The sequence below is a fragment of the Aquamicrobium lusatiense genome (genome assembly GCF_014201615.1).
Taxonomy (GTDB): domain Bacteria; phylum Pseudomonadota; class Alphaproteobacteria; order Rhizobiales; family Rhizobiaceae; genus Mesorhizobium; species Mesorhizobium lusatiense.
Map to the genome: position 1 here is coordinate 1 of NZ_JACHEU010000010.1, position 15,797 is coordinate 15,797.

The following is a 15,797-nucleotide window of genomic DNA, read 5'->3' on the forward strand; positions in this document are numbered from 1 at the left end:
CTCATCACCGCAAAGGCCGAAACCTTCACTCCGAGGAAGCTAAACTCTGCCGCCCACGCTTCTCTTTCTTCATATTCAATTGTCAAAGAACGGACTTCACATGAAGTGAGGTCTGTGGGCCGCATTCGCCTCTCGGCGAGGGCCCGTCAGAGTTTCGCTATCGCTTGTCTCTGGCTTTTTGTCAACTCCGAACCGGCTAACTTTTGGCTTCGTTTAGAGCGAACTCTTCCGTCGCCAGCGGCACCGCCGTCGTTGTTGAGCGGGTTATAGGGGGTGACCGCCCAAAGAGTCAACAACGATTTTGAAGTTTTTTGTATTTTTTACGACAAAAGTTTTGGCGGCGTTCTTCACTGTTTTTTCACGTTTTTTCGGCGCCAGCCTCTTGACTCGCAAAACGCGATTCGAGGCCCTATTGCCGCCTCATTGAAGGCCGACATGCGCACGTGCAGGCGCCGCATCCCTCCTCTCTCTATATAGGGGCATCCGGAAGGCGACGCCGGCACCGACACGGTTTCGTTGACTTGAGCCGCTTACGCAGGCAAAGGTCGTTTCCGCGTCATCGACAAGATGTAAGAGACCACGGGAAAGAAGCAGCCTTTCTGGATGCGGGATACCGAAGAGGTCATAGCCGAACTCGGCAACGAGCCGCCTCTTATAGAGGACGGCCGCATGAGCCCCCCGGATCGCCGGGAGGTTTCCGCACGCTGGCTCTCGGGCACATTTCTTACAGGGGTAACCTCAAGCGTGCTGATGGGCGTTGCCCTGCTGGCCGCGCTTGATGGACGCCAGCAGCTCGCAACACCTCCGGAAATCGCCGAACTCGCCAGTCTTGCATCGAACGACGTTTCCGGTGCGAAGGCAAAGAAGCCGCGTGTTACGCCTCCCCGCCAGATTTCCCGCGCCAAGGACCGCCGGCGCATGGATGTTTCCATGGTCACCAGGGTCGGCGACCGCGAGGTGATCCACTCGATACCGCTGGTGCAGGTCAACATGGCGCTGGCCGCGGCCTACACGACGACGACGTCCTATCCGGCTTTCGATCCCTTGCGCGTGTTCAGAGATGATGGCGCGGCACCGGCAGCTGCGCCCTCCGCCATCGCCGGACAGATCTACGGAGCCAAGGTTGAAAGCGAGATCAGCCTGAAAACCATAGACTTCCCGATCGCCACGGCCTCGTTCGATGAAAAGAGCGAACTGTCGGCAGACGAGGTCGAGAAGGTTGTCCGCGAAGCAGCCGACGACCTTTCCGAAGGCTCCATTCAGGTTGCATCGCTGCATTATGTCGACCCGCAGCGTTTCGGCGATCAGCTGACGCAGAGTCTCGCCGGCACTTACGGCGTCAGGGTCGTTCCTGAGAACGTATCCGTGGCGCCACGGCCAGACCCGGAAGCCGGCGAACAGGGCCCGGTGTTCGCAGAGGAGATCATCCCGTTTCGGGAAGATCGCAGGATCGATGAGGCCCTGGCCGATTCAGGCTACGACGGAAATGATGCCAAGGGCATGGCGGCCTCCATCGCCAAGCTGCTGAATGCGCCCGCCCTCAAATCCGGCACGGTTCTGCGGGTCGGGCTGGAGATCCGTGGCGATGTTGCGACCGTGGTTCGCACGGGCGTTTACGACAGGAAGCGCCACATCGTGACCATAGCCCGCGATGATGACGGGCAATATGTACCTGCCGGCGAACCGGAACCAAATCCCGAACTGCTGACCGCCTTTGATGATTCTCCGCCGGTTCAGGCGCGTGGCAACCTGCCCACCGTATATGACGGCATTTACCGGGCCGCCTATTCCTACGGCATGTCCCGGGAAATGACGCAGCGCCTGATCAGGCTGCTCGCCTCGAATGTGGACTTCCAGTCGCGCACCACAACGTCGGACCGGCTGGAAGTGCTTTTCTCTCAGCCGGACGAGGACGACGATGCCTCGGAAAATTCCGAGCTTCTTTATGTATCCGCCAGCATCGGCGGACAGTCCCGCAATTTCTATCGCTTCCGCATGGAAGACGGTTCATTCGACTATTTCGACGAAAACGGCAGCAGCGCCCAGCAATTCCTGCTGCGCAATCCATTGCCGAATGGCAAGTTCCGGTCCGGCTTCGGCGGACGCAGGCATCCGATCCTCGGCTACACCCGCATGCACACCGGTGTGGACTGGTCGGCCCCGCGCGGCACGCCGATCATCGCCGCCGGCAATGGCGTCGTCGAAAAGGCCGGCTGGGCCGGAGGTTACGGCAACCAGACGCTGATCCGCCATGCCAATGGCTATGTCAGCTCTTACAATCACCAAAGCGGCTTTGCGAAGAACATCGTTGCCGGTGCGCGGGTGCGGCAGGGCCAGGTCATCGGCTATGTCGGCTCGACCGGCCTTTCGACCGGCGCTCACCTTCACTATGAGCTGATCGTAAACGGAACCAAGGTCGATCCGATGCGCGTGCGCCTGCCCGTCGGCAAGGTTCTGAAGGGCGATGAACTGGCCAGCTTCCAGCGCGAGCGCGCGCGGATCGACGAATTGCTGCAGCGGCAGGACCGCAACGGTCTCAAGGTCGCGAGCGCCAACAAGGTCGAAGGCTGACGCAAAGCCCCGCCCCTCTCCCGCAAAAAATTCTGTCTGCAAAAGGGTTCTGTCGGGCGCAGTCCACTCTCCGGCGACGCCCTGCGGGATCAGTCTATGAATTCCACCGTTACGCCCGGCTTCACCAGCTTGGCGAGCTCGGCCGCGTCCCAGTTGGTCAGGCGGATACAGCCATGGCTCTCGGTCTTGCCGATTTTCGAGGGCTCCGGCGTCCCATGGATACCGTAAGTGGGCTTGTCGAGCGCAATCCAGATCGAACCGACCGGCCCGTTGGGGCCAGGCGGAATCGTCAGTACCTTGTCGTTCTCGCCCTGCTTGAAATTGACCTTTGGATTGTAGGTGTAGTTCGGATTGACGGCGATGCGCGTCACTGCATGGATTCCAGAAGGTGAAGGCGTTGCTGAGGACCCGATGGTTGCGGGATAGGCCGCAACCAGCTTGCCGCTTTCATCATAGGCACGCACCTGCTTCATCGCCTTATCGGCGGTGATACGCGCCACGGGCGTCGAAACCAGCCTGCCGAAATTCGCAACCCTGATAATGGTGCCGGGACGATTGAAGTTGGCTTCCGGATTGAGCGCCTTCAGATAGGCCTCATCCATGTGGAACCGCTCGGCCAGTGCCTCCTCCACGGAGGTGAAGGACATGTGTTCGAGCTGAGCCTTATGGCTGTAATCAACCGGAACCGAGGCGATATAGGGTCCCGCCACATCCTGATTGGTGATCTCGTAATGAGAAAAGGCGTCGCCGCCGGTGTTGGCCAGAGCCTCGGTAATGGCGATGGCATCCGTGGAACGCAGCGTCTGGCCGGTGATTTCCCGATAGACGCCCAACGCCTTTTCCACATTGGAACCGAACCGGCCATCGATCACGCCCGGCGAGGCGCCAGCCCGATCGAGCAGGATTTGCAGTGCGGCTATATCCTCACGCGCGCCAAGCGCGAGGGAGGAATCGACGCGCGTCGTCGGCGTCACCGGCCTGGATGGCGAGTCGGGTGCGCGAAGATTGGGTTCGAGCGAAGCCTCCTCAAGCTGACGCCTTTCGATTCGTGAAGAATCCGGCGCCTGCGGGAACTCGCCTGATGGACCGCGATAGGTGTCGCCCGGCGGTTCAGGGAATTCCTGATAATAGCCGCCGGAATAGGGATCGTAGACCCGGGCCTCTTCTTCACGCTGACGTTGAAGGAAGCGCTCCATGTCGCCGGGGTCGTCGTTGTAATACCGTTCCTGCTGCCTTTGCTGCCGGCGCATCGCGCGCCGGTCGCGGCGCGTATCCGGCGGCTCGACCGCGATCACCTCGCCCGTATAGCTGTCGACGATAACGCGGTTGCCGGCACCATCGAAATACACTTCAAGATCGCCCGACTGCGCCAGCATCAGCGAACCGGCCGGTTCGGACACCGGCCTCTGCTCTTCAGCAGAACTAACGCCCCAGGAAGCCATCGCATCGAATGAAAACAATGCTGCGGCGATTACCGAAGCGGACAGGAAAATATGCGACGACATGCAGGCTAAGCTCTCCATGCATTCCATACGCCCGCAGGGGCGAATCATTTTCTCAGGGCATTTTGCCCGCAACCCGACCTTTGAAGATAATTTTCCAAGATGAACCGGGCATGAAGATGGCCGCATTGCTGCGGCCATCCTGTTTAGCCAGCACGGCTGGAGCGGGGCTTACGCCGCCTGTTCGGCCTCGGTTCCCGCACCCGACCGGCTGCGGAAGTTCAGGCGATCGGAGCCGGCGGTCACCTTCACCGTCGAACCGTCCAGAATTTCGCCCCCGAGAATCTTCTCGGCCAGCGGATCCTGCAGTTCCTTCTGCATCACGCGCTTCAGCGGGCGTGCGCCATAGGCAGGGTCATAACCCTTCTGCGCAAGCCATTCGACCGCCTCATCGTCCAGCTCGAGATGGATCTTGCGATCGACCAGCAGGCTTTCCAGACGCTTGAGCTGAATGCGGACGATCTGGCCCATATCCTGCCTGCGCAGGCGATGGAACAGAATCACCTCATCGATGCGGTTCAGGAATTCCGGCCGGAACGAAGCCTTGACGACATTCAGCACATCGTCGCGCACCACATCCACGTCCTGATCGTCGGTCAGATTGACCAGATATTCCGCACCGAGGTTGGAAGTCATCACAATCAGCGTGTTGCGGAAGTCGACCGTGCGGCCCTGTCCGTCGGTCAGGCGTCCATCATCGAGAACCTGCAGCAGAACGTTGAAAACGTCCGGATGCGCCTTCTCGATCTCGTCGAAAAGCACGACCTGATAAGGCCGGCGCCGCACAGCTTCCGTCAGGGCGCCACCTTCCTCATAGCCGACATAGCCGGGAGGCGCGCCGATGAGCCGGGACACGGAGTGCTTCTCCATGAACTCCGACATGTCGATGCGCACCATGGCGTTCTCGTCGTCGAACAGGAACGAAGCCAGAGCCTTGGTCAGCTCCGTCTTGCCCACGCCCGTTGGGCCGAGGAACATGAACGAGCCGATCGGCCGGTTCGGATCCTGCAAGCCCGCGCGCGCACGGCGCACGGCCTTAGAGACCGCCTGCACGGCCTCGCCCTGACCGACCACACGCCTCGCCAGTTCGTCTTCCATGCGCAGAAGCTTGTCGCGCTCGCCTTCCAGCATCTTGTCGACCGGAATGCCCGTCCAGCGAGACACGATATGTGCCACGTGATCGGGCGTGACGACCTCTTCGACCATGCCGCCCGGCTTGCCGTCATGGGCTTCAGCCTCGGCCAGCTTCTTTTCCAGTTCCGGGATCCGGCCATAGGCAAGCTCGCCGGCGCGCTGGAATTCACCCTTGCGCTGGGCAATGGCAAGTTCGTTGCGCGCTGCGTCCAGTTCCTTCTTCAGATCGGCAGCCAGACCAAGCTTCTGCTTTTCAGCCTGCCACTTGGCGGTCAGTCCCGAAGATTCCTCTTCCAGATCGGAAAGCTCCTTCTCCAGCCGCACCAGACGATCCTTGGAAGCTTCATCTTTCTCGACCTTCAGCGCCTCGCGCTCGATCTTGAGCTGCATGATGCGACGGTCGATCTCATCCAGCGCCTCGGGCTTGGAATCGACCTGCATGCGCAGGCGCGATGCCGCCTCGTCGACAAGGTCGATGGCCTTGTCGGGCAGGAAGCGGTCGGCAATATAGCGGTTGGACAGGGTCGCCGCCGACACCAGAGCCGAGTCGGAAATGCGCACCTTGTGGTGCTGCTCATACTTCTCCTTCAGGCCGCGCAGGATCGAAACCGTATCCTCGACGGTCGGCTCATCCACGAATACGGGCTGGAAACGCCGTGCGAGCGCCGGGTCCTTCTCCACATGCTTGCGGTATTCGTCGAGCGTGGTCGCACCAACGCAGTGAAGTTCGCCGCGCGCAAGTGCCGGCTTCAGCAGGTTGGAAGCGTCCATCGCCCCATCCGCCTTGCCGGCGCCGACCAGCGTGTGCATCTCGTCGATGAACAGGATTATGCCGCCGGCCGCGGCAGTGACCTCATTGAGCACGGCCTTCAGCCGCTCCTCGAACTCGCCGCGATATTTCGCGCCGGCAATCAGCGCGCCCATATCGAGCGCCATCAACTGCTTGTCCTTCAGCGATTCGGGCACGTCGCCATTGACGATGCGCAGCGCCAGCCCTTCGGCGATCGCCGTTTTGCCGACGCCCGGCTCGCCGATCAGCACCGGATTGTTCTTGGTACGCCGCGAAAGCACCTGAATGGTGCGGCGAATCTCGTCATCCCGGCCGATGACCGGATCGAGCTTGCCCGCGCGCGCGTCGGCCGTCAGGTCGCGCGCATATTTCTTCAGCGCATCATAACCCTGCTCTGCCGAAGCCGAATCGGCGGTGCGGCCCTTGCGGATGTCATTGATGACCTGATTGAGTGCCTGTGGGGTCACGCCTGCCTTGGCGAGAATGTCGGAGGTTGCCGCCGACTTCTCCATCGCCAGCGCCTGCAACAGACGCTCCACCGTCACGAAACTGTCGCCGGCCTTCTTCGCCAGATCCTCGGCGGTGGAAAATACCTTGGCCAGCGGCTGCGCCAGATAAAGCTGGCCATTGCCGCCTTCGACGCGCGGCTGTGCCTCAAGCGCGGCATCAACGCCGAGCTCCACATCCTTCGCAAGACCGCCGGCGCGATCGATCAGCGAGGCTGCGAAACCTTCATCGTCATCGATAAGAGCCTTGAGGATGTGCTCGGGCGTGAACTGCTGGTTGTTTCGGTTCAGTGCATATTGCTGTGCCGACTGAATGAAGCCGCGCACGCGCTCGGAATACTTATCAAGATTCATGCCTGTCTCCTTGGCTGTCCGGCCCGCTGTGCGGCACCGGAGCAGATTGCGGTGACGAACCCGCCCCATGGAGCCAGGTTCAATTCTTCACAGATATGGGGCGCACAACCAATGCTCTCAAGGAGCCCGTGGGCGTAACAGGAGGAATTTTCCGGGCTTCTTCGCAGCACATGCTTTCGACGACAAAAAAGCGGCGGAGATTTCTCTCCACCGCTTTTCATATCTTCAAAAAAGAGTTTTTCGGATCAGCTTTCCGAAGCGGCCACGGCCGGCTCTTCAGCCTGCGCTCCCTCGGCCGTTTCCTTGCTCGCCGCAGTGGCGCGCGGCTTGCGCGGACGGCGCGGCTTGGCAGGCGCTTCCGCCTCCGGCTTTGCTTCCTTCTTCTCGGCCTCGGCGGCCAGAGCGGCCGGGCCGAGATTGGGTTGAGGTGCCAGCGCAGCATCATCAGCTACGGCAGCAGGCGAAGCAGCTTCTTCCACCTCAGCAACGGCCGTTGTAGCGGCAGCTTCGCTGTCCTTCTGGCGCGGTTCGCGAGTGCGGCGTTCGCCGCGCTGGCCGCCGGCCCTCTCGCGGCCCCGACCGCCTTCGCGGTTAACGCGATTCTCGGCAACTTCTTCCGCGTTCAGCGCAACTTCGGCGGGAACGCCTTCGATCACCGGCTGCGGACCCGAGCCATTCCCGGCCTGAGGCTGGTTCTGATGCGCTTCATTGCCGGTGCTGGCAGGAACTTCTGCGTCATCGCGATCGTCTTCATCGTCGAAGTCGTCACGTACAGGCTGTACATGCTGGATCGGCATCTGCGCCTGTGCGGCGGCAATGATTCGATTGTAGTGCTCGGCGTGCTGCAGATAGTTTTCAGCCATCACGCGGTCGCCGGAGCTCATCGCATCGCGAGCGAGCGTCGTATATTTTTCGGCGATCTGCTGAGCGGAGCCACGAATTTTGACGTCCGGGCCATTGCTCTCGTAATTCCGGCTTAAAGGGTTCGGCCCTTTGCGGTTGTTATTGTTATTATTGTTATTATTGCCGCCATTATTGCGACCGCGCATACGCCTGTTCTGCTGTTGTGGCCTCATCCGAGTCTCTTCAGTTGGAAAATCAAGAAAAACCTATCGCGGCGGCAAGGCTCATGGGGCCTGCCGATTTGTCATCCCGCCGGTGCTCGCCCGCATCGATTGCGTTGGCGCCACGTGCCACCTTGTCCCGGTCACATAACACTTACCGGATGATTCCCCGCGAAGCATTCAGCGCCATTTGCGCATAAGGCAGCTATGTCCAAGGGAACCGAATCTCTGGAAGATCTGCCTGCTTCAACTCATCCGGTTGAGGTGACCCTATCTATATTTGCAGACCTTGCCAAGCGTTATTTCGCCGCGGGTACAAGCTCTTTACGCAACTGCGAACAGAAGAACCCGGTCATTTCCGCCCAGATCGCGTCTGGCTTCCAGCAGCCGAAAACATTCATTTTCAAAAATGGAGATGACCTCCAAACGCTGCGTGTTGCCGATTTCCACGACCACGGCACCATCTTGTTCGAGATGGGCGGCTGCCTGCGCGGCGATGACGCGGTAGGGCTGCAACCCATCCTCTCCACCATCCAGAGCGCGTACCGGATCAAATAACCGGACTTCAGCTTGCAGGCCGGCAATATCATCGGAACGAATATAGGGAGGGTTTGAGGCAATTACATGGAAACGGCCGTTTACTTGCGAAAACCAGTCACTGCGCAGGGCCGTGAACCTGTCTGCAAGGCCGAGACCGGCGGCGTTGCGCGCCGCGGTTGCCAGAGCATCCGCCGAAACATCGACGCCGATTGCCGTGGCGTCCGGCACATTGGCGAGCAGGGCAAGCGCGATGGCGCCCGTTCCCGTCCCAAGGTCCAGAACCCTGCACGCCCCTTCCCGCGCAGCGACGTCGCGCATGAAAGGCAGGATCGCATCGATGAGGATCTCCGTGTCCGGCCGCGGCTCCAGCGTCTGCGCCGACAGCGACAGCTCAAGGCCGTAGAACTCCCGAAAGCCAAGGATCCTGTGGACAGGCTCGCCGGCGGATCTGCGTTCAAGCGCGGCCTCGACCGCAGCTACCGCCTGTGATTCTGTGACCATGTCCGGCCACGCAATGGCATCGCTGCGGCTGGTGCCGGTGAAATGCTCCACCAGAAGGCGTGCATCCAGCGCGGCATCTTCAATTCCCGAAGCTTCAAGCCTTTGCCGGGCAAGACGCAACAGCTCTGCAAGGGTCACGGAAGCCTCCGGCGACGGCGCAAAATCTCAGCTCTCCGTCATATCGGCCAGCAGCTTCGACTGATGGTCGGAAATGAGGGCATCGATGATTTCGTCCATCTCGCCCATCATCACCCGATCCAGCTTGTAGAGAGTGAGATTGATGCGGTGGTCGGTCACCCGCCCCTGCGGGAAATTGTAGGTGCGGATGCGCTCGGAGCGGTCGCCGGAGCCAACCTGCGACTTGCGCGATTCGGAGCGCTCTTCCGCTGCACGGGTGCGCTCCATGTCGAACAGGCGCGCACGCAGGATCTGCATGGCCCGCGCCCGGTTCTGATGCTGCGATTTTTCAGCCGAAACAACCATGATGCCTGTGGGAAGGTGAGTGATGCGCACGGCCGAGTCGGTGGTGTTGACGTGCTGGCCGCCGGCGCCCGAGGCGCGCATGGTGTCGATGCGGATGTCCTCGGCGCGAATGTCGATATCGACCTCCTCCGCTTCTGGAAGCACGGCGACCGTGGCCGCCGAGGTATGGATGCGCCCCTGCGCCTCGGTTTCGGGCACGCGCTGGACGCGATGCACGCCTGATTCGAACTTCAGATGCGCGAACACGCCCTTGCCGGAAACTGTCGCGATGATTTCCTTATAGCCGCCGACATCGCCTTCGCTGGCCGAAATGACCTCAAAGCGCCAGCCGCGCCCGGCCGCATAGCGCTCGTACATGCGAAAAAGATCGCCCGCGAACAGGGCCGCCTCATCGCCACCGGTGCCGGCGCGGATTTCGAGAATTGCATTCTTCTCGTCTGCCGCATCGCGGGGCAGAAGAAGGATCTGAATGTCATGCTCTAGCGCCTCGATGCGGTCTTCGACATCAGCCAATTCGGCTTCAGCCAGTTCGCGCATCTCCGCATCGGTCGACTTGTCGGCCAGCATTGCGGTGAGATCCGCCTGCTCGCGCTCGGCTTCCCGCAAAGCGCGGACCTTGCCTGCAAGATCCTGCAACTCGGAATATTCCGAAGCCATCTTCACATAGGCTTCCGGCTCCGGGCCAGCCGCCATCTGCGCTTCGAGCATTTCGAAACGCTTGACGACCTGATCCATGCGATCGCGGGGAAGACTGCTCATGCTGCTACCGTTGCCGGGCTGGGCATCCCGCAAACGGACCGTAAAGCCGGCTTTGCACAGATGCGGATGAAAAGACCCTGTTCACTCCAACTTTCTTCAAAAGGCCGGAATGCACTAAAGGGGAATCGAATGGTCGTCGGCAAAGGCGTGTAACAGCGCCCGCATCGGAATATCGTTCGCGGTGGCCGACAGATTGTCGGCGAAAAACGCCTCCAACTCTGCAACCGGCAGCTCCGTCAGCATCGCCTTGACCGGGCCGATCGACGCCGGCGACATGGAAATGGAGCGGAAGCCAAGGCCGATCAGAACCATGGCCGAGATCGGCTTACCGGCCAGTTCTCCGCACAGCGTCACCGGCGTGTGGTTGCGCCGGCCTGCATCCGCGATGGTCTTCAGAACCCTCAGGAATGGCACCGAAAGCGGATCGAAGCGATCGGCCACCAGCGTGTTGCCGCGATCCACGGCCATGACGAACTGGAACAGGTCGTTGGAACCGACCGATACGAAATCCACCGCCTTCATCAGCTCGTCGAGCTGGAACAGCAGCGAGGGCACCTCGATCATGGCGCCGAGCTTGAGACTGTTGGGCAACAGGTGCGCGAAGCGCGACAGATGGCGCACCTCGCGGTCGATGATTTCGCGCGCCTGGGCGATCTCACCAAGCTCCGTCACCATCGGCAGCATCAGCTTGAGCTCGCGCCCGCCGGCAGCCTTGAGCAAGGCGCGAATCTGCGTGCGCAGCAAGCCCGGCCGGTCGAGGGTGAGGCGGATCGCGCGCCAGCCGAGCGCCGGGTTCTCCTCCGGCGTGTTGTTCTTGAAATAAGGCAGCACCTTGTCGCCGCCGATGTCGATGGTGCGGAAGGTGACGGGCTTGCCGCGCGCGGCGTCCAGCACATCCCGGTAAAGCTGTTCCTGACTCTCGGCGCGCGGGAAGGTGGAGGCCACCATGAACTGCAGCTCGGTGCGGAACAGGCCGATACCGGCCGCGCCCGATTCCGCCAGTTGCGGCAGGTCGACCATGAGGCCCGCATTCATCAGAAGGTCGATCAGGACGCCGTCTCTGGTCACGGAGGGCTTGTTGCGCAGCTCTCGATAAAGCTCCTGCCGCCGCGCGCGGAACCGCACCTTTTCGGCATAAGCCGATTCGAGGTCCGACTGCGGGCGCAGATGAACCGAGCCTTCCTCACCGTCGACGATGATGGCGTCGCCGTTCTCGGCCATCGACACGGCGCCCTTGACCTGCCCGACCACCGGAATGCCGGTCGCGCGCGCAACGATCACCACATGGCTGGTGGCGGCGCCGTCTTCGAGCACCAGTCCGCGCAGCTTCTCGCGCGGATAATCAAGCAGTTCCGCCGCCCCCATGGAGCGCGCCACGATGATCGCATCCTTGGGCAAGGCCGCCGCGATGTCCTCCGGGCCGGCCCCCATCAGCTGGCGCAGCAACCGGTTGGCGAGATCGTCGAAATCGCTCATCCGCTCGCGCAGATAGGGATCGGTCATGTGGATCATGCGCGCGCGCATGTCGCTCTGGACCTTTTCGACCGCAGCCTCGGCGGTCAGCCCGTTGCGGATCGCTTCTTCCAGCCTGCGCACCCAGCCGCGATCGTTGGCGAACATGCGGTAAGCTTCCAGAACCTCGCGATGCTCGCCCTCGAAGGCCACGTCGCGCCGTTCCAGCATGTCGTCGATGGACAGCCTGAGCGAGCCCAGCGCCGTTTCCAGCCGCCGGATTTCCTCATCGCTGTCCTCGTTGAACAGGTTGGTGACGACGACGCGTGGCTCGTGCAGCACGACATGGCCAAGCCCCATGCCATCATTGAAGGACACGCCGCCGAACGAAACCGGACGCTTGAGATCGAGCTCGAGGCCGGGGCGCGACAGACGCGCAAGGTCACCGGTAGCGATCATCTCGGCGATGACCATGGCGGTGGTTTCCAGCGCCTCGACCTCGTCGTCGCGATAGGTGCGCATGGTCTTGTTCTGGACGACCAGAACGCCGAGCGTGCGCCCTGCCCTCAGAAGAGGCACACCGAGGAAGGAGCTGTAAATCTCCTCGCCGGTCTCCGGCAGATAGGCGAATGCGGGGTGTTCCTGCGCGTTCGACAGGTTGAGCGGCCGGGCGCTGGCGGCAATGGTGCCGACCAGACCCTGACCAAGACGCAGCTGTACAAGGTGAACGGCGCCGGGGTTGAGGCCTTCGGTAGCGTAGAGCTCAAGAACCGAATCGGCGCGCAGCACATAAAGGGAGCAGACTTCCGCCACCATGTTGGCGGCAATGTCGCGCACAATCCGGTCGAGTCTATCCTGCGGCTCCAGCGGCTCCTGCATGAGCTCGCGCAGCCGTTTCAGTAGAACGCGTGGGCCGACCGCCGTTTCGCGCATTGCGGCGTCTTTCTCCAATGGCCGCTCTATCCGGACCTGCGCGCCGGAAATGGCCCGCGGCCGGGCCCGCGACCCTTACTGCCTGTCAAGACCATATACGGAATGGAGCGTGCGCACTGCAAGCTCCGTATACGGTCCGTCGATCAGAATGGAAATCTTGATCTCCGAAGTGGTGATGGCGCGGATATTGATACCCTTTTCCGCCATCGCCTCGAAGGCGGTGGCTGCGACGCCCGCATGGCTGCGCATGCCGATGCCGATGACCGATACCTTCGACAGGCCCTTGTCATGCTGGATGGCATCATATCCGACCGTCTCACGTGCCTTGTCCAGGACGGCGAGCGCCTTGTCGACGTCTCCGGAAGGAACCGTGAAGGTGATGTCCGTGAACTTGCCGTCCTCGGAAATGTTCTGGACGATCATGTCGACATTGATGCCGGCCTCGGCCAGCGGCCCGAAAATGGCGGCGGAAACGCCCGGGCGGTCGGCGACACGGCGCAGCGAGATCTGCGCTTCGTCCTTGGCGTAGGCAATACCGGTGACGACCTGCTGTTCCACGATTTCATCCTCGTCGCAAATGAGCGTTCCAGGCGGATTGAGAAAGTCGTCCATGCCGGGAGCATCCGGCTCCACGAAGGACGAGCGCACGAAGGTGCGCACCTTGTGCACCATGGCCAGCTCCACCGAACGAACCTGCAGCACCTTGGAGCCGAGCGAGGCCATCTCCAGCATTTCCTCGAATGAAATGCGATCGAGGCGGCGTGCCTTCGGCTCCATGCGCGGGTCGGTCGTGTAGACACCGTCCACGTCGGTATAAATATCACAGCGGTCCGCCTTGACGGCCGCCGCGATGGCCACGGCGCTGGTGTCGGAACCGCCACGGCCGAGCGTCGAGATGCGGTTGTCGGGGGCCAGCCCCTGGAAACCGGCGATGACGGCCACCTGTCCCTCGCCGAAACGCTTGATCAGGAACGAGCCGTCGATCTCCTTGATACGGGCGGCACCGTGCGAATTGTCGGTGCGGATCGGGATCTGCCAGCCAAGCCAGGAGCGGGCATTGACGCCGATATTCTGGAGCGCAAGCGCCAGAAGGCCGGCCGTGACCTGCTCGCCCGAAGCGACGACGGCATCGTATTCGCGCGCATCATGCATGGGCGATGCTTCGCGGGTCCACGCCACCAGCTCGTTGGTCTTGCCGGCCATCGCCGAAACGACCACCGCCACCTCATGGCCGCAATCGACTTCACGTTTCACATGCCGCGCCACATTGCGGATGCGGGCGATGTCGGCGACCGAAGTCCCGCCGAATTTCATCACGATACGCGCCATGGGAGCGGAATGCCTTTGAATGACGGGGATATCCCCGGATGATCGGTCTGGCACGGGACAAACCAGCCTCGCGCCGATGCGCCGCCTCCTTAGCCAATAGAGACTTTTCGCGCAAGGGATTGCCGCAGTCTGGTATAAATGTCGCCTTGACTTTCCGCGTCCCAAACCCGACTTCGTACGAACCACGGAGAGCAAGAACATGTCCGACACCCGACGATCGACCATCGATTCCGGAGAAGTTGAACGTTTTTCGGCACTTTCCGCCGAATGGTGGAACCCGAACGGCAAGTTCCGCCCGCTGCACAAGTTCAATCCGGTGCGCCTGTCCTATATCCGCGACCAGATCGCGGAGCGCTTCGGCAGGGACACCCATGCGGCGCGTCCGTTCGAAGGCCTTCGCATCCTCGACATCGGCTGTGGCGGCGGCCTGCTGTGCGAGCCCATGGCCCGTCTCGGCGCTGAGGTCGTCGGGGCCGATGCATCCGCAACCAACATCGAGGTGGCAAAACTCCATGCTGCCGAATCAGGCGTCGGCATCGATTACCGCGCCACAACGGCCGAGGATCTGGCCGACGCGGGCGAAAAATTCGACGTCGTGCTGAACATGGAAGTCGTCGAGCACGTCTCCGACATCGGACTGTTCATCAGCAAGTGCGGAGAAATGGTCAAGCCGGACGGCATCATGTTCGTGGCCACTATCAACCGCACGCTGAAGGCGCTGGGGCTGGCCATCGTCGGCGCCGAATATGTCCTGCGCTGGCTGCCGCGCGGCACGCACCAGTTCGGCAAGCTGGTCCGCCCGGACGAGCTGGAAAGCGCGCTCGCCAATGCGGGCCTGAGCGTCATCGACCGCACCGGCGTCGTCTATCATCCGCTGGCTGATCGCTGGCAGCGCTCGAAGGACATGGACGTCAATTACATGGTTCTGGCGGAGCGGACGAAGCCGGCCTGAGGCAAAACGGCCGAATCAGCCTGCGGCCTGCCGCCGTGCTGCGGTTTTCTGTGCCTTCGTGGTGATGGCGACGCCGATCATCACCATCAGCGCACCCAGCCACGTTTCCCAGCGATAGTGCTCGCCCAGAAAGATGGTGCCGGCGAGCAGCGCCACGGCCGCCGCGACATAGCCGATCTGGCTGAGATAGACTGGACCGCCCACCGCCTGCAGCCGGAAATAAAAGGCGAACATGGCAGCAGCAGCCACGACCTGAGCAAAAGTCACCCACGGCACTTCGGCAAGCGGCGTGAACGCAGACAGGCCCGGAATGAGGACGATGGCGGCCAGCAGCATCGCTGCCGATGCCAGATGGCTGCCGACGGCAAGTTCCGTCGGCCCCGTATCCGCCGGCCAGTCGATGGTGCGGTATATGTTTCCGACTGCCAGCAACACGGGAAGCAGAAGCCCGATCGCCACCCAGACCGGGTCGGCCGGCTGTGAGGCTTCGCCCCGTGTCAGCGCGACCAGCGCCGCGCCGGCGAAGCCGATCGCTATTCCGGACATGCCAAGCGCGTTGGGGCGCTGCATGCCGAGCAGCAGCGAAAGCGCCAGCGTCACCACGGGCGACAGCGTGTACATGATGCCGGTATAGCCGGCGCCAAGCTTCGGTATCACCGAAAAGACGAGCAGATTGGGCAGGGCATAGGAGATGGCGGCAGCGATCAGGAAATAGCGCAGCCGGTGGCCGGTCAGCCTCATGCGCTGGCGGCGCGCCAGCAGAACGCACAGCAGCACGCCGCCCGCGCCCATCGAGATGACGAAAGACCACACCATGGCATGAACGCCGGCCGCAGACGCGATCTTGCCGAGCGGAAGCCCGACGCCGAGCAGAAATCCGGTGATCAGAAGAAGGCCGGCGGCCGAGTCCCAGAGTGCTTTCATGCG

General features: G+C 61.9%; 10 protein-coding genes. 2 read left to right on the top strand and 8 right to left on the bottom strand.

The genetic code is table 11. The annotated features are described in order from the left end of the window. Positions 1-603 precede the first annotated feature (603 nt). A complete protein-coding gene (locus HNR59_RS20455) occupies positions 604-2,571 on the top strand; it encodes a M23 family metallopeptidase (RefSeq protein WP_183833169.1) in 1,968 nt (655 codons plus the stop codon). Positions 2,572-2,660: 89 nt separating this feature from the next. Here the strand turns inward: HNR59_RS20455 and HNR59_RS20460 are convergent, their stop codons facing one another. From HNR59_RS20460 to HNR59_RS20490, 7 genes are all read right to left on the bottom strand, one after another. Further along, entirely contained in the window at positions 2,661-4,076 is a 1,416-nt protein-coding gene (locus tag HNR59_RS20460) for a L,D-transpeptidase family protein (protein ID WP_183833172.1), read from the bottom strand. A gap of 168 nt (positions 4,077-4,244) precedes the next feature. Beyond that, complete coding sequence (clpB, locus tag HNR59_RS20465; RefSeq protein WP_183833174.1) at positions 4,245-6,857, bottom strand: ATP-dependent chaperone ClpB; 2,613 nt, start codon at positions 6,855-6,857, stop codon at positions 4,245-4,247. Positions 6,858-7,102: 245 nt separating this feature from the next. Then, on the bottom strand, positions 7,103-7,933 hold the full coding sequence (locus HNR59_RS20470) for a DUF4167 domain-containing protein (RefSeq protein ID WP_183833176.1): 831 nt from the start codon (positions 7,931-7,933) through the stop codon (positions 7,103-7,105). 312 nt (positions 7,934-8,245) lie between these two features. Beyond that, on the bottom strand, positions 8,246-9,100 hold the full coding sequence (gene prmC, locus HNR59_RS20475) for a peptide chain release factor N(5)-glutamine methyltransferase (RefSeq protein WP_183833179.1): 855 nt from the start codon (positions 9,098-9,100) through the stop codon (positions 8,246-8,248). Between the two features lie 27 nt (positions 9,101-9,127). Continuing rightward, positions 9,128-10,204 (bottom strand): peptide chain release factor 1, encoded by a 1,077-nt coding sequence (prfA, locus tag HNR59_RS20480; protein ID WP_183833181.1) that lies wholly within the window; start codon positions 10,202-10,204, stop codon positions 9,128-9,130. A gap of 114 nt (positions 10,205-10,318) precedes the next feature. Next, a complete protein-coding gene (ptsP, locus tag HNR59_RS20485) occupies positions 10,319-12,589 on the bottom strand; it encodes a phosphoenolpyruvate--protein phosphotransferase (protein WP_183833183.1) in 2,271 nt (756 codons plus the stop codon). Positions 12,590-12,664: 75 nt separating this feature from the next. After that, positions 12,665-13,918: an aspartate kinase gene (locus tag HNR59_RS20490; protein ID WP_183833185.1), complete on the bottom strand. Its 1,254-nt coding sequence runs from the start codon at positions 13,916-13,918 to the stop codon at positions 12,665-12,667. A gap of 199 nt (positions 13,919-14,117) precedes the next feature. Here HNR59_RS20490 and ubiG point away from each other — a divergent pair, with 199 nt between their 5' ends. Further along, positions 14,118-14,870: a bifunctional 2-polyprenyl-6-hydroxyphenol methylase/3-demethylubiquinol 3-O-methyltransferase UbiG gene (gene ubiG / locus HNR59_RS20495; protein ID WP_183833187.1), complete on the top strand. Its 753-nt coding sequence runs from the start codon at positions 14,118-14,120 to the stop codon at positions 14,868-14,870. Between the two features lie 15 nt (positions 14,871-14,885). On the opposite strand, the gene HNR59_RS20500 is transcribed toward ubiG, so the two are convergent. Further along, positions 14,886-15,794, bottom strand: a complete 909-nt coding sequence (locus HNR59_RS20500; protein WP_183833189.1) for a DMT family transporter — start codon at positions 15,792-15,794, stop codon at positions 14,886-14,888. Between the last annotated feature and the right edge of the window lie 3 nt (positions 15,795-15,797).